Genomic DNA, 18,980 nt, shown 5'->3' with positions numbered 1-18,980 from the left:
ATCGGCCTGAACGGCCTCGTCCTCAAACGCCGGACGGGCTGAAATGCCCCGGCCGGCGCTGAAGACGTACCGCCTGTGCCGCGGAAGCGGCGGGGGCGGGTGGGGCAAAGGGTGAGCTGAGCACGGTCTTTCAGCACCGGCCCGCGCCCCCACTCAGCCCGTCCGGCGTTTGAGGACAAGGCCCGTTCAGGGCCGACAGCGGGGGTCTGGGGGCGCAGCCCCCAGGGATGGGAACGGGTAGGGGCGGCGGGGGCGAGATCACTCCCCTGACCACCCCTTTACCCGCACCTGGCACACTGTCCGGACCCAATCAAGGAGCACCCGCATGTCGATGGTCGGCAGCCTGCGTAAAGTGGCCCGCCTGGCTCGGCGTGCGCGGCGGCGGGTGGACCTCAGTCATCCCGCCCGTTCGCCGCTCGGCTCGGCCGTCGTCAACTGTGTGATCTACCGGGACGGTGTGCGCCAGGACACCGCCCCGACCGTCGAGGAGTCCGTCGCCCGCGTCCGCAAGCACAACCGCGGCTTCGTCTGGCTCGGTCTGCACGAACCCTCCCAGACGGAGTTCGCCCGCGTCGCCGAGCTGTTCGGCCTGCATCCGCTCGCCGTCGAGGACGCCGTCCAGGCCCATCAGCGCCCCAAGGTGGAGCGGTACGGCGACATCCTGTTCGCCGTGTTCAAGACGGTCTGCTACGTCGAGCACGAGGAACTCACCGCGACCAGCGAGGTCGTCACCACCGGCGAGATCATGGTCTTCGCCGGCCCCGACTTCGTCGTCACCGTCCGCCACGGCAGGCACGGCTCCCTCGGCCCCCTGCGCGAGGACCTGGAGGCCGACCCGGAGCAGCTCGGCCAGGGCCCGGCCGCCGTGCTGCACGCCGTCGCCGACCATGTCGTGGACGACTATCTGCAGGTCACGGACGCCGTCCAGGACGACATCGACCAGGTCGAGTCGGACGTCTTCTCCCCACAGAGCCCGCGCACCGCCGACGCCGGCCGTATCTACCAGCTCAAGCGCGAACTCCTCGAACTGAAGCGGGCGGTGGTCCCCCTCGCCCGCCCCCTCCAGACACTGGCCACCGAGCCGATGCCCTCCATCGAGCCGGCGATACAGGCCTACTTCCGGGACGTCGCCGACCACCTCATCCGCGCCACCGAGCAGATCCACGCCTTCGACGCCCTGCTCGACTCGATCCTCCAGGCCCACCTCGCCCAGGTCACCGTCGGCCAGAACGAGGACATGCGGAAGATCACGGCCTGGGCCGCGATCATCGCCGTACCGACGATGGTCTGCGGTGTCTACGGCATGAACTTCGAGCACATGCCCGAACTGCACTGGCGCTTCGGCTACCCGCTCGTCCTCGGCGTCATCGCCACCGCCTGCTTCTTCGTCCACCGCGGCTTCAAACGCAACGGCTGGCTGTGAACGCGGTCCGCCGCCCGTCCGTATCTCCTGTCGAGTAGTACGTCCGCCGTACCACCCGACCTGGAGAGGCGCAGTGTCCCAGCAGCAAACCCGGCGACCGTTCCCCCGCAGGGCCGTCGCGCTCGCCGCGCTTCTGACGGCCGTCGTCCTCCCTCTGACCACGGCCTGCACCTCGGACACGAGCAAGACGGATAAGGCGGGCAAGGCGGACAAGAAGGCGGCGGAGTCCATGACTCCCGCCCCCGTCGCCGCCGTGGTCGCGCCCGCCAAGGTCGAGGTGATCGCCCAGCTGACGGGCTGCACGGTGAAGATCCGCACCGACGCGGACGAACTGCGCGAGGGCGTCTGCCACACCACCCCGGGCGACTATCTGATCACCACGTTCCCCGAGGAGAAGTACAAGCTGACCTGGCTGGACAGCGCCGCCATGTACGGCGGCAAGTACCTGGTCGGCACCAAGTGGGTCATCAGCGCGGCCCCGAAGCTCCTGGAACCGCTGCGCCAGAAGGTGGGCGGCACGATCGAGGACCTGAGCGTGCAGGGCAGCCAGGGCAGCTCCGGTCAGGGCGGCGCCGCCAGCCAGGGGCCCACCCCCGAGAGCACCGCCGGTCAGGGCTGAGTCGCCGAAGCACTTGAAGCCCCGGTGGTCTCCGGGGCTCCCGTGGCCTTCTTGTTCCCGGCCGGCTCGTAGTCGCTGATCACGTACGACTCCTCGTCGTCGATCGCGTCCTTCAGCGGGTCCAGGGTGATGCGTTCGGGGTGTCCGTCGGGCGCGTACGCCGCCTCCGCCGTGTCCGCGCCCTCCTTGTGGGCCCGGGCCAGCCGGTCCAACAGGCCGCCGATAGTGGGCACTTCCTCGGGTGCCCGCTGTACGGCGGCCCGCCCGCTCTCGTCGAGCCCGACCGCCTTGGTCACCTTCCCGTCCCGGACCGTCACCCGGAACGTGCCGATGAGGCTGCGCTCCCCCTCGCTCGACGTCAACGTGTAGGCGTACGCGGCGGGTTCCTCCCAGGACTCGGCGAACGACGAGAACGAGGACGACGGGGACGACGGCGCCGGTGCGGACACCGAGGCCCCGGAGTTCCCGCCACAGCCGACGGCCGCGCACACCAGCCCCCCGACCAGCACGACGGACGACAGCCGGAATCGCGTCGATCGGACCGAAGCCATGGTGATCCCCCTGTACAAGTGAACGCGCCTACCGCCCAGCGACCTGCCCCTATGACTACGACGCGATTCCGCCGGAAACCGTTCATCCGAGAAGCGGAGGGTCTCAGGCCGCATGCCCCCGCGCGCCGCAACTCCCCCAACCGCACTATTGGTTGAGTTTTCATCACGGTGACACCTGCCAACGATCAGACTGTCGGGCGACGGGGCAACTTTGATCCGGGCACGCCAACCGGACCGTTGCCTTCCCCCCGCCACCCCCACGGTCATCAGGAGCACGCAGTGAAGATCACCTCGCGCGTCCGCAGAGCCTCGCTGGTCCTCGGCAGCGCCGTCGCGCTGGTCGTCGCCGTTCCCGGGAGCGCCTTCGCCGCCCCGCCGGCGGCCCTGCCCGCCAACGCGGACACCCTGGAGAACACCTGGCAGCCGGCCTACGACTACGACACCGACGGCTGCTACCCCACGCCGGCCATCGGTCCCACCGGAACGGTCAACGGCGGTCTCAACCCGTCCGGTTCGGTCAGCGGCGAGTGCCACGACACCTCGGACCTCGACAACACCAACGGCTACTCGCGCGAGAAGTGCAACAACGGCTGGTGCGCGATCATGTACGCCCTCTACTTCGAGAAGGACCAGGCGACGGTCGGCGGCCACCGGCACGACTGGGAGCACGTCGTGGTGTGGGTGCAGGACGGTCAGGCCAAGTACGTCTCCACGTCCGCGCACGGTGACTTCGTGGTCCAGGCCGCCAGCGCGGTCCGCTGGGACGGCAACCACCCCAAGATCGTCTACCACAAGGACGGGGTGAGCACCCACACCTTCCGGATCGCCGGTTCGAACGACGAGCCGCCGGAGAACGCCTACGGCACCTGGCAGTACCCGGACCTGGTCGGCTGGAACGGCTACCCGGCCGGTCTGCGCGACAAGTTGAGCGCGTACGACTTCGGCAGCGCCAACTTCGGCCTCAAGGACGCCAACTTCGCCGCCCACCTCACCAAGGCCCTGCCGTCGGGCATCTCGTTCGACCCGAACGCCTGACGGAGCCGACGAGGCCCGGCTGCCGCGGCTAGGCGGCCGGGCAGCCGCACGACGTGCGGACGACCAGGCGGGACGGGAAGCGCCGGGTGCGGTCCGTCCCGGCGCCGGGCGTGACCGTGTCCAGGTCCGCGTCGAGTGCCATGTCCACCGCCGTACGGGCCATCGCCTGGCGGTCGGAGGCGACCGTCGTCAGCGGCGGGTCGGTCATCGCCGCCTCCTTGACGTCGTCGAAGCCCGCCACCGCCAGCTCGCCCGGTACGTCCACGCCCAGTTCACGGGCCGCCCGCAGCAGGCCGATCGCCTGGTCGTCCGTCGAGCAGAACACGGCGGTCGGCCTGCCGGGGGCGGCGAGCAGGCGCAGCGCGATCTCGTAGGTGCCGTACCGGTTGTAGGGGGCGCGGAAGAGGAGCCCCTCGGTGGAACGGCCGGCGTCGGCCATCGCCTTGCGCCAGCCCTCGACATGGTCGGCGACGGGATCGCCGGCCCGGGGCGCCGACTCGGGCCCGCCGAGGCAGGCCACGGCGGTGTGACCGTGCTGGAGGAGATGCCGGGTGGCGAGCCGGGCACCCTCGATGTCGTCCGTGACCACGGCGAACTTCCGTACGGACGCGGACCGTTCGTGCATCAGCACGACCCGGGTGTCCATGGTGTCGATCTCGGCGGCGGCCCGGTCGCCGAGGCCGAGACTGACCAGGATCAGCGCCGACACCCGCATCCCCAAAAAGGCGTGCAGGTAATGGATTTCGCGCTCCTCCTGGTAATCGGAGTTGCCGACGAGGACCATTTTTCCCCGGTCGGCGGCGGCGCGTTCCAACGCGTGGGTGATTTCCCCGAAAAATGGCTGACGGGCGTCCGGAACGATCAGTCCCAGGAGGTCCGTACGACGGCTGGCCATGGCCTGGGCCACCCGGTCGGGCCGGTATCCGAGCTCTTTGACCGCTTCGAGAACGCGTCTGCGTTTCTCCGCGGATACGGGCCGTGGGCCATTGTTGACGACGTAACTGACAACCGCGCTGGAAGTTCCCGCGAGTCTGGCGACGTCGTCCCGTGTCACCTTTGTCACCGGGTGAGTGTACGGGCGCCAAATACCCTGCCGGAAAGGAACGTTGGCTTTCGGCCAGGGCGGTGCGCCGGGTTCGCGGACGGCCGCGGCCGGGCATCGTGAAGGGGAGGAGGACAGGGCGGGACGGCGGCGTCGCCGGCCCGTCGGGTCGCGTACCGGCCAGGGGTCGTCGACGGGCGCGGCGGAAGGCCGATCTTCGGCTTCTCCCCCGGCACCGTGGCCCCTACCATTCACCTGCCCCGCGGCGGTCGCACACGCACCGCCGGGAGAACGTATCCGGCCGTGCCGGACGCCGGGCGGGGCCGGAGCGGAGGGGGGAAGAGGCCATGCGGGCATCCCTGCGCACCCGTTTACGACAGCTGCCGGTACGACGCCTCCCCGAGGTGGTCCCCGGCATCGTGCTCGGCGGTGCCGGCCTCCTGGTCCTGGGAGTACTGGCCGGTCTTGCGGTGGACGTCTCGGCGCTGACGGGTTCCGGTGCCTATGTGTTCGGGGCGGCGCTGCTGCTCGCGGTCGGCCTGTACGGGAGCACGTACTCGATCGATCTCAAGGCGCTGCGTGCCGATCTGCGCGGTGTGGTCGCCGCGGTCACCCTGGGAGTGGTCCTCAAGGCCGGTCTGATCGCCGGCACGATGATGCTGGTGTTCGGGCGGCCGGAGTATCTGGTGCTGGGCATCGCCGTCGCGCAGATCGACCCGCTGTCGGTCGCCGCCCTGACCGGCAGGGGCCGGATGTCGCCGCGCGCCCAGTCGCTGCTGACGGCGTGGGCCTCGTTCGACGACCCGATGACGGTCCTGCTGACCCTGTATCTGGCGGGGTACGCCTATACGGCCGCCGGACACGAGGGCGCCCCCGAGATCAGCCGGGGCGCGGGCGGCGACTACGCGACCGGGCTCCTCTTCAACGCCGTACTCCTGGTCGCCGTGGTGCTGTTGTGGTGGGCCGGGCGGCGTGCGGTGTCTCGGTTGCCGGACGTGCCGGCGGTCCGGCGCACGAAGGCCGGCGGCGCCGTACTGCTCGTCGGGGCGATGCTGGTGCTCGCGGCGCTGAACCAGCTGATGCTCGGGGTGGCGCTGGCCGGGCTCGTCCTGCGGGCCGGGGTGCTCGACAGGGCGGTCGGCCGGGCGGTCGGCGGCGCCTTCCTCGCCGCGTTCCTGACGCTCGGGCTGCTGCTCTCGCACGGGGTGGAGCTGTGGCCGGGCTTCGTGCTCGGCGTGGCGGCGTTCGCGGCGCAGGCGGTGGTGGCGTTCGGCGTGATGCCGTTGTTCGTACGGGGGTTGGAGCGCGGCGACCGGATCGCGCTGGGCCTCGGGCAGCAGAACGGCATCACGGCCGTACTGATCGCCCTGACCCTGGAGCGCGACTTCCCGGGCACCGCCGCGATCGTCGGCCCGGCCGTGATCACCGTCAACCTGCTGCACGCCACCTCACAGGCGCTGCTGGCGCGTCGGCCCCGGCGGGAACTCTCCTCCGAAGGTGAGCGTCACTCTCCGTACGAGCAGGATGCCGAGGACGAACAGTCGGTCGCGTAGCCGGAGTTCGGCTGCCGGAAATGTGGGACAGGCAGCGGCCGTGGGGAATGCAAGACGTACGAGACCTAATGGCGTACGAAGTGCCGGTACCGGACGGGGGAGACGCTGATGAGGCAGGCGAGGAGATCAGGTGTGCGAGGGGTGCCACGCGGTGGCACCCGCCCGCTGAACCGGAGTGCCCGGGGCTGCGCTCCCCCGGGCCGCCGACGGCACGCGGTGACCGGGGCCACCCTCCTGCTGCTGGCCGCCGGTGCCGGGCCGGCCTTCGCCGTGTCCGCCGGGGACGCCAACTCACCTGAGCGGGACGCCCAGTTGGTGTACTGTCTCGCGCCGGTCCACCGCACCGACCTGCTCACGGCGGCCGTCCGGCTGGGGCTGCTGAAGGCCGACGCGCAGGTGACGCCGGAGCAGTGGGCCAAGGACCACGACGACGACTTCGGGCGGGCCTGCACCGCGCTGATGGCCGCCGAGTCGGACTCGCCGGGGACGGCCGCGCAGGCCAGGAAGGCGGACGAGGACAGCTGGCTCATGACCGCCCTCAAGCAGCTGCCCCTGCTTCTGCTGGGTGCGCTGCTCACCCTGGTCGGCCAGTCCTACGAGCGCGGCTCGGCCGAACGCCGTTCGCTGCGGCTGGAGTTGAGGACGACGGAGAACGCGTACCGGGATGCCGTACGGGAGTACCTCGCCACGTACGGAGTGTCCTACGACCGAGCGGACCACTCAGCGGTGCGGTCCGCGCGGGAGGCGTTGACCACCGCGCTCTCCCGGGTGCCAGGACCCGCCGCCCGGCTCGCGGCGGCGGAGCGGATCGCCGACGGGCTGCCGCTGGCCGAGCCGTTGCCGAGGAGCGGCACCTACCTGTTCGACGACGAGACCCGCACCCGTATCGCGAACGAGGAACACGCGTCCGTGGCGAGCTGTCTGCGCGCCCTGCCCGAACTCAACCGCGCCTTCCCATACTGGAGTTGGCGCACCCGGCGGCCCGGCTCGGCACAATCCGGGACGACAGGGGGCGCCGAATGATCGGGCCGCTCGACGAGACGGAGAACGCGAACCCCTTCGGTGTGTATGTGCCGGAGAGCCGGGACCGGCTGCCCGCGACGCACGTGCGGCCGAAGGCCGACCATCCGCTGGTGCCCTGGAAGGACGAGAGCCATGTCCACCAGTGGGTGGACGTCGACCACGCACGGGAGCAGCTGGACCTGTTCGAGGAGTGCCTCCAGGAGGAGTTGCCCGGGCTGCTCGACCCGGAGGCGCGCCGGGGGCATCTGGTCGTGGTGACCGGGCCGGTGGGCATGGGCAAGACCACGCTCATCCACCGGTGTGTGCACTGGGCGCAGGAGTACATCGAGGGCCTGGTGCGGCCGGTGGTGGCGATGGCCGGGGGGTACGAGAACCTCGGGGACAAGGTCAGCTGGGACCGGCGGGGCGACTTCGCGCAGACCCCGGAGATCAACACGGCGATCCGCGACCGGATCGTCGAGACGCTGGAGCGGGAGTTCCCCGGGGTGTCGCTCGACCCGACGTTCACCGGTGACGACGTCCCCAAGGCGTTCAGCGCCATCAGCAAGCTGCTCGCCGTGCAGAACGGTCTGCTGTTCGCGATCGTCCCGCACATCGACTGGCGGGACGCCGGGGGCGAGGTGCGGACGAACTTCCTCAAGACGTGGCTGAGCCACGCGGAGAGCCGGATCGTACTGTTCGTCGAGATCAGTCACCAGAATCCGCGAACGGCGGGTGAGGTGATCGCGGGCCTGCCGCCGAACACGGCTCTCACCCATCTCTCGCTCGGATCGCTCGCCACGGAGGACACCGTGAAGTTCACCGAGACCGCTCGCGGCGGCCATCCCGACCCGGAGGACACCGTGCCGTCGCTGGTCGCGATCCCGAGCCAGGGGCAGGGTGCGGAGCCGGCCCCCGATCCGTGGAGCCTCGCCGACGTACGGCATCTGCGCCGGGAGTGTTTCCGGGTCGCCGAGCGGCAGAGACTCGCGGGCGGCCGGGTGCGGGTGACCGCAGCCGACCTCGCCGCACCCACCCTCGATCCCGCGGACCTGGGCCGTACGCCGCCTGCGGGCCGCGCGCCCCGCAGACCCGCCTAGCCGCGGGACTCCCGCTTTCCGGGGGATTCCCGACGCACCCGTTCCACCCGTACACAGGAACCGAACAGATGTCCTCGCCAGACTCGCTGTACCGGCAGTACCCGCTCCACTCGCCGCACCCGCTCGCCGCTCCCAAGGCCGACACCGGACACACGAGGAGTGCCATCGTGACGCCGACCAGTGGACACACCTGGCACCGCAACCCCTTCCCACTGAGCCCTGTCGTGCGCCTGGGGCCCTCGTCCGACCTGGGGGACGCGCGGGTCCGGGCTGCCGACTCGGGCAACGCCCATATCGACACCCCGCTCATCGAGGACGTCGAGTCGCTCGTCGACGACTACTTCGCGCCGCCCGCCGCCGGTGGCCGGCGCGGCCGGGCGATCGCCCTGGTCGGCGAGTTCGGCCTGGGCAAGAGCCATGCCCTGCGCCGGAGTTACCAGACGATCCGGGCCCGGCACCCCGAGACGGCGACCTGGATCGTGGACGAACCGGCGCAGGACATGGGGCGGCTCTACCGCGACCGGCTGCGCGGGCCCGGCGACACCGAGCAGGGCAAACGGGCCTTCGAGGAGCTGGTGCGGGACTACTACGCCTATGTGACGGCCGGCTGGGTCGGCGGCGAGGACGACGACCCGCGCCGCGGCACCCTGCGGGAGATCGCGACCGGGCTGCGCGACCGCGTCCTCGACCCGGACAAGGTGGTGTCGGCGCTGCGCTACGACCCCGAGGTGATCCACGCCGATCTGCGCGGCACCCTGGGCGAGGTCACCGAACACCGCAGGTTCTCCAGCGCGCTCGCGCTGCTCCTGGAGCCGCCGTTCAACCGGATGGTGTGGAACTGGCTGAACGGCGCGGAGCCCGCCGAGCCGCTGCGCGAGCGTGGCATCACGGAGGCGATCGGCCCGTCGGAGGGGCGCCCGGACAACGCGGCCGGCATCGACCGGGTCTTCGACGCGCTGACCGTGCAGGGCTTTCTGCACGGCCGGGTCGGACGGCCGTACGTCCTGCTCCTGGACTCGCTGGAGAAGGTCCTGGACTGGCCGGACGACAGCAGGCGCGCGTTCATCGACGCCTTCGAACGCCTCATCAACATCTATACGAGCCACGGCGGTCTGCTGGTCTTCTGCTCCTCGCCCGACGGACTGCGGGCGCTGCGCCAGAGCGTGCACGAGCGGGTGGTGCAGTTGTGGCCGACGGGGCTCGACCAGGACCGTACCGGGGAGTTGGTGGCCCGGTATCTGGCCTCGGGTGAGGAGGGCGACGACGACTCGGGTGATGCGGTGGCCGAGGAAGCGGTGCCGTCCACGGGCCCCTTCGACGACGAAGCGCTGCGGCTGCTGCACGAGTTGACCGAGGGCGTGCCGCGCGAGGTGCTCAAGACGTGCCGGGAGGCCTGGCAGCTCAGCGAGGACCGCGACGGCGCGGTGAGCCGGGTACCCGGTGCGACGGTCCTGCGGGCGGTACGGGCGCTGCACGAACGCGTTTCGTACCAGCGGGTGTTGGGCGATGTGCACGACGCCCTCGACCTGGGCCAGTGGCGGATCGCCTCCCGTGATCCGGTGCCGGCCAGGCTCGCGCGCTCGGCCGGCGGCCGGGAGGAGGTCCTGTACTGGCTGTCGCCGGCGCCGAACGCCTACATCGCGGTGATCTACGCCCGCTCGCTGCTCCTCGCCGACGACGTCGAACGGATCGTCACCCAGGTGAACGGGTTGCGCAGCGCGGTGCGCCCGGGCCGGTTCGAGGCGCTGCTCGTGGTCAACGGACTGGTGTCGCACGCGATGCAGGACCGGCTCGGCCGGTCGATCGGCTCCCGCCCGCTGGTGTACCGGCAGGGCCGGTTCCCGCAGAGCGTGCACGAGGCGCTGCTGCAGCTGGAGCGGCGGCTCGTGGAGGAGGGGCGGGAGGAGGATCTCGCCGAGCTGGGCGAGCGGATGCGGCGGAATCTGGAGCAGCAGACCGCCCATCTCGACGAGATGCGGCGCAACTTGGCGGCGATGACGCTGGAGGCGGCGGCGCGGCCGGCCGCCGTACCGGCGGTGACGGGTGGGCGGGCGGCTCCTGAGCCGGAGCCGCCGGAGGAGTTGCCGGGGGCGGTGTGGCGGCGGTTCCGGGATGCGTTGGCGATGCTGGAGTCGGTGACGCGGCGGGCTGCGGCCGGATCGGCGGAGTTGCGTGTTCTGGGGTGTGCGACGTTGGTGCGGGCGTTGACGGAGGAGTTTCGGGGGGCGGTGGCGGCTTGGGCCCGGGGGGCCGCGCCGGGTGTGCCGACCGAGGTTCAGTTGAGGGAGCTTCGGCGGATCTGTCGGGAGTACGAGAACGCGGTGGAGGTGTTGCCGGTGCATTTGCTTGGCGGCGCCGAGCATCCGAATCCGCTTACTCCGGCTCGTACGGTGGAGGTGCTTGCGGAGGAGGTTTGGGGGACTTTGAGTGCGCCGGTTGTTTCTTAGGGCGGCAATGGGGGTGCCTCGACAGGTGGTCGGCCGACTGCGGCGCCATCGTGGCTTGTCGCGCAGTTCCCCGCGCCCCTAGGGGGTTGCAGGGACCGTCAGTTCGCCTGTGACCTCTGCCAGGGCTGCCAGCCTTCTCTCCGCGTTGCCTACCTGCCTCTGGTCCAGGGTGACGCCTAGGAGGAAGGCTCGGGGTGAGGTCCAGTGGACGTAGACCGCGCCCTCCTGGACGTCCAGGACCAGGCGGTCGACCGAGGGGCCGCCGCCTGGGGGTGGGGCGATCAGGTCCAGGGCGTCCTTGAGGCGGACGAGGTGGCCGCGGAGGCTTCGGGAGAGGTCGCGGTAGGCCGTGCGGCGGGTGCGGACGCTGACGTCCATGAAGCGGGGGCCCAGTTCCTGGCTGTCGAAGACGTCGCCGACGCAGACCAGCGTCCAGTCCCGATAGTAGCCGGCGTACTGGAGGTCCGTGGTGTTCACGTGGGTGCGCCACAGGTCACGCAGTCGCTGCTCGTACACGGTGTCCGGGGCGGCGGCCGTCCCGAAGTCGACCTGGGGGCCCGCGGGTGCTTCGCCGGTCTGGAGATGGGCCTTCGCCTGTGCGTCACCGCCGAGCAACTCGTCGGGCAGGCCGTGCACTTCGGTCCGTATGCGGGCCGTGAGCCGGTTCATCGCCTCGTCCATCTCGGGCACGCCGCCGGGTACGTCCGTCACCGCGGCCAGGAACTCGTCGGGGCGGGCCCGGCCGCCCCACAGGCCGGCGCGTTCACCCGCGAGGACCGTGCGCATCAACTGGCCCGTCTTCAGCGGGCGCAGGACGGCGCCGAGGTCCTGGGCGCACAGCAGGAGTCTGCTGCCGGGCAGCGACTCGTTGTGCGCGTCGTCGCCGTTCTCGGTGATCAGGCTGGAGAGCGGGGCGCGGTCGGTGCGCAGGACGGCGAAGTCGAGGATGCCGTTGCTGTAGTGGGCCAGGGAGCGGATCGCGGACGTCCGTGCGACGGTCTCCTCGCACAGCGCGGTTATCAGGCCGTGGCGCTTGGGAGTCCAGTGGGACTCCTTCAGCGTGGTGCTCGCGTGCGGTGCGGGGGCTGCCACGGGTGCTCGCCTTTCGCTATACGTCATCAGTCATACGTCTTCGGGCAATTGCAGTTGATTACAGTCAATTACCGTTATACGTCGGGCAGTTCCAGGTCGATGTCGTAGCCCGAGGGCGGGACCGGCCTGGTGGGGTCGGTGCCGGTGAGGTGTTCCAGGTGGGCGCGGACCCGGCGGCCGCCGAGGCGGTGGGCGATGCCCAGGTCGCCGAGGCGGGCCAGGGCCGTGCTCGCGAGTTCGACGGCCTCCTCGGCGCGGCCCGCCGAGGCGAACGTGGCGGCCAGGGAGTTCTCCGCGACGGCGACCCAGGGGTGCGCGCGGCCCAGCTTGTGGGTGAGGAGGTTGAGCGCGCCCCGGCCGACCTCCTCGGCCAGCCGTACGTCGCCGGTGGCCCGCAGATAGACGCCGTGGCGCACCTCGCCGAGGCCGGTGTAGGGGTGCCCGGCGCCGAACCACCGGCCGAGCGTCTCCACGCACTGCCGGGCCTGGTGTTCGGCCTCGTCGGCCTTGCCGAGGGCGTGCAGGTCGGCGGCGTAGCTGAACCGGCAGCGCACGGTGTCGAAGCGGTCGGGGCCGAACCGGTCGACGTACAGGCCGAGGGCGCGCAGGTCGCGTTCGTGGGCGAGTTCGTAGCTGTAGAGGGGGTCCTTGAGGGCGGGGAAGCCGTCGGCGAGCCGGCGTTCGCTGATCGCGAGGCCGACCTCGGTACGGAGCCGGACGAGGTCCCAGGTGTCGCCGTGCCGGCGCAGCTTCTGGCGCAGCAGGTCGCGGGCCTCGCCGTCGCGTCCGGCGGCGCGGTACAGGTAGGCGAGGAGTTCGGCGGCTTCCCAGGCGACGGGGTCGTCCTTGCCGCCGACTGCCTGCCGGTAGCGGAAGCGGTCCTGGATCGCGGCCAGGGCGGGGGCGATCCGGCCGGTGAGCGCCTCGGTGAGGGCGAGGTTGTGCTCGGCCTGGATGGTCGCCGGGTGCTGCGGGCCGAGCAGCAGGGTGAGGCCGTCCAGGACGGGCCGCAGTTGCAGCAGGGCGTCGTCGAAGCGGCCGAGGGCGCGCAGGGTGGCGGCGTAGGAGTCGGCGGAGAGCAGGGTGCGCGGGTGGGTGATGCCGAGGAGCCTGCGGTGGCCGCGCAGCGCGTCCTGGGCGATCTGCCGGGAGAGGTCGTAGTCGCCGCGCAGCCGGTGGGCGCGGGCGACGAAGTTGAGCAACCGCAGGTATTCCGGGGACTGTTCGTCGCCCGCGTCGCTGTCGTCGGCTCGCCACTGCTCACGGGCGCGCCCGGCGATGTCGAGGAGGCGGTCGAGGTCGGCGGCCTCGGCGCGCTGGCCGAGGGCGTTGAGGTGGCGCAGCAGCGAGCGGCGCACCCGGGGCCTGGGGTCCTCCCACAGGCGCAGCGAGAACACCTCGCGGGCCCAGTCGGCGGGCAGGTCGGGGCCCTGCGGGGCGTGTTCGGACAGGACGCTGCGCAACACGGACTCGATGTGCGCGCGTTCGTCGGGGTCCATGCCGGCGCGGATCAGGTCGCGCAGTCCGTGGTGCTGGACGAGGGGCTGGCGGGTGCGGTCGAAGTCGACGTCGAGCAGGCCGACTTGGGCCAGCGCCCACAGGGCGACGCTGACCATGTGCTCGTCGGGCAGCAGGATCTCGGTGCCGGCGGGGGCGGGCGTCGCCGACTCGTCGTCGTGGGCCAGTTCGGACAGGATGCGGCGCGAGCGCAGCAGTTCCAGGCCCATGCCGCGTCCGGTGAGCAGGGAGGCGGCGCCCAGCAGCCAGCCCACGGCGTCGCGTTCGGGGCTCTCGGCACTCCAGGCGAGCGCGCCGGGCGTGGTCCGTACGACACGCCGGGCGACCTGCACCATCACCTCGACGGGGCTCACCGCGTCGCGGGTGCGCAGCAGGTCGGTCTTGCCGGCGCGGTACTCGGCGAGCAGGTCGCCGACGGCGGCGCGGACGGCGGCGTCCTGGTTCATGTGGTCGTCGCGGCGGTGCGCGGCGGTCCGTTCGGCCAGGCAGTGGCCGGCGATGTGCAGGGCCTGCGGTACGGAGTCGACGACGCTGCCGATCTGCCGGGCCTGCCGTTCGGTGATCTCCGGGACCTTCTCGGCGAGCAGCGCGCGGCTCTCCTCGGCGTCCATCGGGGTGACGGCGAGGGCCCGCAGATGCGGCGGCCGGACGTCGGCTGGGTCGCCGACGGGCGGTGCGGTCCGGCTGGTGACGAGGACGTGCCCGCGCTCGTGCGGCACGGGCAGCAGGCCGTGCAGTTCGACGGGGTCGGTGACACCGTCGTACACGATGAGCCAGCTGTCGGCCTCGGCGTCGGTGCGGGAGAGCCGGGACAGCAGCCGGGAGATGCCGTCCTCGTCGGTGCCGACGCGGTCCTCGGGCGCGCCGAGGCGTCCGGCGAGCCGGCCGAGGCCGCGTTCGACGCGGGTGCGTTCCCAGGCGCGCACCCACCACACGACGTCGTACGAGGCTCCGTAGCGGTGGCACAGTTCGTGCACGGTGTCGCTCTTGCCCCAGCCGCTGGGGCCGTGCAGCACCAGGCAGGCGCCGTCGCGGGCGGCGCCGCGCAGCTCCTCGTGGAGCGTGCCGAGGAGTCCCGGACGGTCCACGAAGGCGGCGTTGCGCGGCCCCACGTTGGTGGTCTCCGGCAGCCGCGGGAACCCGGCCCCGCCGCCGCTGTTGTCGCCGGGTTCGGGCGCGCCGAGGCCGAGGCCGGTGTAGAGCGCCCGCAGGGCCCCTTCCTCGGTGGTGTCGCGCAGGTCGATCCGCTCGTGGTGGGCGGCCTGGGTGTGCGGGAACGGCTCGTCGACGAGCAGGATCCGGACGTCGGTGTGGGAGAGGGCGCCGATCTGTTCGAGGAGCGTGTCGTCGGCGTCGTCGGGCGACAGGAACAGCAACGCCGAGCCGGGGTCCGGGCGTTCACCGGCGTACGTGTCGGCGCGGCGCAGTTCGGTACGCACTCCCTTGACGGCGAGCCGGTCGCGCAGCCAGGCGGCCCACAGGGCGTGCCGGGTCGAGTGGACGACGGTGACGTCGGTGAGGCGGGCGGTGCGGCGGGCGCGCAGCCAGTCGGCGAGCTGCTCGTAGTAGGGGCGCAGTCCGCTGATCGTGCCGGCGTCCTCGGCGTCGACGGCGAGGCTGCGGCTGTCCTGGTAGAGCGGGTTGTACGGGATCTCCAGGAACGGGATGTCGGTCGCGCCGAGCGCGGCGGCGACCGGGGCGAACTTCCGGCGTACCCGCTGGCGTGCGTCGCGCAGCCGGTCGTGGACACCGACGTCGCTCTTGAGGCCGAGGGTGAGCAGCCGTACGGGCCGGTCGCCCCGGCGGGTCATCAGGTCCTCGGCGAGTGCGGCGGCCCCGTCGATGGACCAGGCGGTCATCGCGAAGCAGACGACGAGCGTGTCGGCGTACGCGGCGAAGCGCGCCGGTTCCGTCGTCTCGGAGGTGTCCGGTACCGGGGCCTCGACGAGGAGATGGTCGTACTCGGCGGCGACGGGGGCCTCGGCGAGGTCGGCGAGCCCGGGTCCGCCGGGGGCGCTCGCGGTGTGCACCCGGCCGGGTTCGGGGTCGGGCAGGGGTGCGCGCTCGCCGGGTTCGCCGTGGCGGCCGTCGACGAGGAGGACGCTGCGGTTGGTGTCGGCGAGGATGTCGGCGACGTTGCGCAGGGTCGTACTCAGGCCGAGGTTCTCGGAGGTGGCGAGGAAGACCGCGAACGGCCCCGGCCGGTCAGGGGTGTTGGCGTCTGGCATGACTTCTCCGCTCGGCGCGGCGGTGAACAAGGGAAATAAAGGGGATGAGCGGAGCAAAGCGAACAAAGGGCGCATTCAGGGAGCGCCAGTATAGGACTCCGCACACCTGACTGACGGCGTCCGCCCCCCTCCCGCGTGCCACGACGCGCGCCCCGCGTCTCATACGCTCTCGCTGTGCCCGGTGACGAAGGGGTTGCCCTCGGCACAGCTGTCGTACACCCGGCGCAGCAGGGCGCCGAGCACCGAGTCGGGCAGGGCCTCGATGTCCTCGGGCGGCAGGGCGGCGAGGTCGAGAACGACCGACTCGACCTCGGGCTCCGGGCTTTCGCCCGCTCCCGCTCCTGTACCCGCCCCGGTGGGGGCGGTGCCGTCGGCGACTGCCATGCAGGTCACTCCATGGGGTGTCGGAGGATCTCGGGACGGTCTTCCAGCGTAGCGCCGCCAACTGCCCCTACGGCAGGCGCCGGAGACCATGAGCGTCCCTCAACTTCCGTCCAGTCGACCTTGGTTGGCTCATTCATGATGTTGACGCTGAAGTTTCCCCGCGCGAATACTGACCGAAATACTGGTCGAACGCCGAACAGAGTGCGCCGGGGGAAGCGGATGAGCCGACCGCCACCGCACCGCGCCGAACCGCCCTGGCCGAGGGCTGCCGACGTGGCGGCGCGCCGGGCGGCGGGCTGGGTGCCGTCTCCGCTGCACTCCTTCGTCCTCAAGGTGCACAGCCGCTGCGACCTGGCCTGCGACTACTGCTACATGTACCGCTCGCACGACCAGAGTTGGCGCTCCCAGCCACGCACGATGACCCCGGCGACCCTGACCCGCACGGCCGAACGCATCGCGGAGCACCTGTCCGCGCACGGGACGACCGAGGCGGGCGTGGTCCTGCACGGCGGCGAACCGCTCCTGATGGGCGACGAGGCACTGACCCGGACGGTACGCACCCTGCGCACGACGGCAGGCGACGGAGTACGCCTGCACATGACCCTGCAGACCAACGGCCTCCGCCTGACCGAGCAACGCCTGGACCTGCTGGGCGAGTTGGGCGTACGGATCGGCGTGAGCACGGACGGCACCCGCGCGGCCCACGACCGCCACCGCCGGAGCGCCGACGGCCGGGGCAGCCACGCCCGGGTGGAGGCAGCCCTGCGCCGCCTTTCGACCGAGCGCCACCGCCCCTTGTTCGGCGCCCTGTTGTGCACGATCGACCTGCGCAACGACCCGATACGCACGTACGAGGCCTTGCTGGCGCACCACCCCCCGGCGGTCGACTTCCTTCTCCCGCTGGGCAATTGGCGAACCCCGCCGCCTGGCCTGGACCCGACCGGCCGACGCACTCCGTACGCGGACTGGCTGTGGGCGGTCTTCGAACGCTGGTACGGCGCACGGACCAAGGAGACCTCGGTCCGCCTCCTGGACAACCTCCTGGCCCTGCTCGTCGGCGCGACCCCGCAGACGGAGGCACTGGGCCTGTCCCCGGTCCGCTACGCCGTGGTGGACACGGACGGCTCCCTCACCCAGGACGACACCCTGCGCACCGCATACGACGGCGCCGCCCGCACCGGCCTGGACATCCACCACCACTCCTTCGACACCCTGCTCCTCCACCCCGGCATAGCGGCCCGCCAATGGGGCGCGGCCGCCCTGCCCACCACCTGCCGAGCCTGCCCCCTCCACCGGGTCTGCGGCGGCGGCCACTACGCCACCCGCTACGCCCCAGCCACAGGCTTCGCCAACCCGAGCGTGTACTGCGCGGACCTGACGGAGCTGATCGGGCGCGTGCGGGGGCGCCTTGACGCGGACTTGGGGGCACGAGGGCGAAGGGTGCCAGAAGGGGCCGGGCACAGGGGCCCCAGTTCATCGGACGCCAGGGCAGACGCGCCCCAAAGGGGCGCGGGGAACTGCGCGACAAGCCACGACGAACCCGCACCCGCCAACGCACAGAACCCCCCGAGCTCAATGGCGCCCCGATGACCCCACCCCCGCACCGGATCCCGGCCGCCCTGTTCGACGCGATCGCCACAGGCGCCGGCGGCGCACAAGCCCTGCACCTACTGACCCGCACCGAACACAGCAGACGCCTCGCCTGCGCGTACGCCGTGACCGTGGCGGCACGGAAAACCGGCGGCGAGATCGCCGAAACGACCGAACACGCCTGGACCCTGTTCACAGACGCCACCCGCACCGCCCCCGACGCGGCGACGGCAGTCCTGACCCACCCCTCGGCAGGCCCCGCCCTGTTCGGCCTGCTGGCCCACCTGCGCAACCCGGACGGCCAACTCCCGCCCCCCGTCCACTGGTTCACCGCCCTCGCCGTATCGGCGGCGGCCCGCGCGGGCCTACCGACCACCCGGACCGAACTACCGCTCACCGGCCCCTGGCTGGCCCTGCCGTCCCTGGGCCGGGCCCACTTCCCCGACGCACACCCCGGCGACCGCGCAGAGGTGCACATCGACGGGGCAGACCACTGCCGCGTCACGGGCCCGGGCGGCACGGTGACGGTACCCGGACTCCCGCACACCGAAGCCCCATTGCCCAACTCCCCTGGCACCACCGCCTGTTGGCACGGCCCCCACCTCCTCACCACCCTCGACGGCGGCGCCCCGCTCCTCCTCGACACCCTCGACCCACCCTGCTTCCCCCACTCGGCACCCCACCCGGAAGGTCTCGGCGCCACCGAGGCACGCCGCTGGGCCGCGCACGCCCAGGACGCGTGCCGGCTACTCCGGGCGGACCATCCCGGGGTGTACGCCGAACTGGCCGCCGGACCACACCTGTTGGTGCCGTTGACCCGCCCCGGCCACGGCAACAGAAGCGGCAGCAGTGCCGAGACCTTCGGCTGCATGGCCCTGTCCCCGCCGACCTCGGCGACGGGCCTCGCGGTGACGCTCACGCACGAGTTGCAGCACAACAAGCTGGCGGCGCTGCTCCACCTCTTCGACCTGTTCGAACCGGGCGGCCCCGAGCGGTTCTACGCCCCCTGGCGCCCCGACCCGCGCCCCCTGCCCGGCCTGTTCCACGGTGCGTACGCGCATCTGGGCGTCGCCCTCTTCTGGGAGCGCCGCCGGGAGACAGAACCCGACCCGGCGCTGCGCGCCACCGCGCACGCCCAGTTCGCCCGCTGGCGCCTGGCCGCCCACGAGGCGACCACCGTCACCCTGTCCTCCGGCCGCCTCACACCCCTCGGCCACCGCTTCGCCGAGCACATGCTGACCACCCTGGACACCCTGTGCGCCCTGCCGGTCCCCGCCCCGGCCCTGCACCACGCCGAATCAGCGGCCCACGCCCACCGCACGGCCTGGCGGAACAGGAACGGAAACGCGGCCCGAAGGCTGTCGGCGTGAGGCCGGTGTCTCGTACGACAACTGCC

The 18,980-nt window shown here is 71.9% G+C and carries 14 protein-coding genes; 9 read left to right on the top strand and 5 right to left on the bottom strand.

What is annotated here, in order from left to right; genetic code table 11:
• Window positions 1–325 precede the first annotated feature (325 nt).
• Both ACWCRB_RS27355 and ACWCRB_RS27350 read left to right on the top strand, forming a co-directional pair.
• On the top strand, window positions 326–1,423 hold the full coding sequence (locus ACWCRB_RS27355) for a magnesium and cobalt transport protein CorA (RefSeq protein WP_450998569.1): 1,098 nt from the start codon (window positions 326–328) through the stop codon (window positions 1,421–1,423).
• A 73-nt stretch (window positions 1,424–1,496) separates the two neighbouring features.
• The gene (locus ACWCRB_RS27350) at window positions 1,497–2,042 is read left to right on the top strand and encodes a hypothetical protein (RefSeq protein ID WP_450998568.1); all 546 of its coding nucleotides are present in this window, start codon (window positions 1,497–1,499) and stop codon (window positions 2,040–2,042) included.
• Here the strand turns inward: ACWCRB_RS27350 and ACWCRB_RS27345 are convergent.
• Window positions 2,033–2,593 (bottom strand): DUF6174 domain-containing protein, encoded by a 561-nt coding sequence (locus ACWCRB_RS27345; RefSeq protein WP_450998567.1) that lies wholly within the window; start codon window positions 2,591–2,593, stop codon window positions 2,033–2,035. The two genes, ACWCRB_RS27350 and ACWCRB_RS27345, sit on opposite strands and share 10 nt — an antisense overlap.
• Before the next feature lie 279 nt (window positions 2,594–2,872).
• On the opposite strand from ACWCRB_RS27345, the gene ACWCRB_RS27340 reads away from it, so the two are divergent.
• Window positions 2,873–3,628, top strand: a complete 756-nt coding sequence (locus tag ACWCRB_RS27340; RefSeq protein WP_450998566.1) for an NPP1 family protein — start codon at window positions 2,873–2,875, stop codon at window positions 3,626–3,628.
• A 28-nt stretch (window positions 3,629–3,656) separates the two neighbouring features.
• On the opposite strand, the gene ACWCRB_RS27335 is transcribed toward ACWCRB_RS27340, so the two are convergent.
• Entirely contained in the window at window positions 3,657–4,691 is a 1,035-nt protein-coding gene (locus tag ACWCRB_RS27335; protein WP_450998565.1) for a LacI family DNA-binding transcriptional regulator, read from the bottom strand.
• Window positions 4,692–5,017: 326 nt separating this feature from the next.
• On the opposite strand from ACWCRB_RS27335, the gene ACWCRB_RS27330 reads away from it, so the two are divergent.
• From ACWCRB_RS27330 to ACWCRB_RS27315, 4 genes are all read left to right on the top strand, one after another.
• Window positions 5,018–6,223 carry a hypothetical protein gene (locus ACWCRB_RS27330; RefSeq protein ID WP_450998564.1) on the top strand — a complete coding sequence of 402 codons (1,206 nt, stop codon included), beginning with the start codon at window positions 5,018–5,020 and terminating at the stop codon, window positions 6,221–6,223.
• Window positions 6,224–6,355: 132 nt separating this feature from the next.
• The gene (locus ACWCRB_RS27325; RefSeq protein WP_450998563.1) at window positions 6,356–7,246 is read left to right on the top strand and encodes a hypothetical protein; all 891 of its coding nucleotides are present in this window, start codon (window positions 6,356–6,358) and stop codon (window positions 7,244–7,246) included.
• Complete coding sequence (locus ACWCRB_RS27320) at window positions 7,243–8,325, top strand: hypothetical protein (RefSeq protein ID WP_450998562.1); 1,083 nt, start codon at window positions 7,243–7,245, stop codon at window positions 8,323–8,325. Before ACWCRB_RS27325 ends, ACWCRB_RS27320 begins: the two co-directional genes overlap by 4 nt.
• A gap of 68 nt (window positions 8,326–8,393) precedes the next feature.
• Window positions 8,394–10,772, top strand: a complete 2,379-nt coding sequence (locus ACWCRB_RS27315; protein ID WP_450998561.1) for a hypothetical protein — start codon at window positions 8,394–8,396, stop codon at window positions 10,770–10,772.
• 78 nt (window positions 10,773–10,850) lie between these two features.
• Here ACWCRB_RS27315 and ACWCRB_RS27310 read toward each other — a convergent pair whose 3' ends face one another.
• From ACWCRB_RS27310 to fxsA, 3 genes are all read right to left on the bottom strand, one after another.
• A complete protein-coding gene (locus tag ACWCRB_RS27310; protein WP_450998560.1) occupies window positions 10,851–11,864 on the bottom strand; it encodes a hypothetical protein in 1,014 nt (337 codons plus the stop codon).
• A gap of 74 nt (window positions 11,865–11,938) precedes the next feature.
• Window positions 11,939–15,610 (bottom strand): FxSxx-COOH system tetratricopeptide repeat protein, encoded by a 3,672-nt coding sequence (gene fxsT, locus ACWCRB_RS27305; protein ID WP_450998559.1) that lies wholly within the window; start codon window positions 15,608–15,610, stop codon window positions 11,939–11,941.
• 159 nt (window positions 15,611–15,769) lie between these two features.
• Window positions 15,770–15,994 carry an FxSxx-COOH cyclophane-containing RiPP peptide gene (fxsA, locus tag ACWCRB_RS27300; RefSeq protein ID WP_235479352.1) on the bottom strand — a complete coding sequence of 75 codons (225 nt, stop codon included), beginning with the start codon at window positions 15,992–15,994 and terminating at the stop codon, window positions 15,770–15,772.
• 219 nt (window positions 15,995–16,213) lie between these two features.
• On the opposite strand from fxsA, the gene ACWCRB_RS27295 reads away from it, so the two are divergent.
• Both ACWCRB_RS27295 and ACWCRB_RS27290 read left to right on the top strand, forming a co-directional pair.
• Window positions 16,214–17,584, top strand: a complete 1,371-nt coding sequence (locus ACWCRB_RS27295) for an FxsB family cyclophane-forming radical SAM/SPASM peptide maturase (RefSeq protein ID WP_450998558.1) — start codon at window positions 16,214–16,216, stop codon at window positions 17,582–17,584.
• Window positions 17,581–18,954: an HEXXH motif domain-containing protein gene (locus tag ACWCRB_RS27290; RefSeq protein WP_450998557.1), complete on the top strand. Its 1,374-nt coding sequence runs from the start codon at window positions 17,581–17,583 to the stop codon at window positions 18,952–18,954. The genes ACWCRB_RS27295 and ACWCRB_RS27290 overlap by 4 nt, the downstream gene beginning before the upstream one ends.
• Window positions 18,955–18,980: the final 26 nt, after the last annotated feature.

Source organism: Streptomyces sp. NPDC002156, assembly GCF_053593675.1.
The sequence above is the reverse complement of the archived record's forward strand: the minus strand, read 5'-3'. Positions and strand labels throughout refer to the sequence as shown.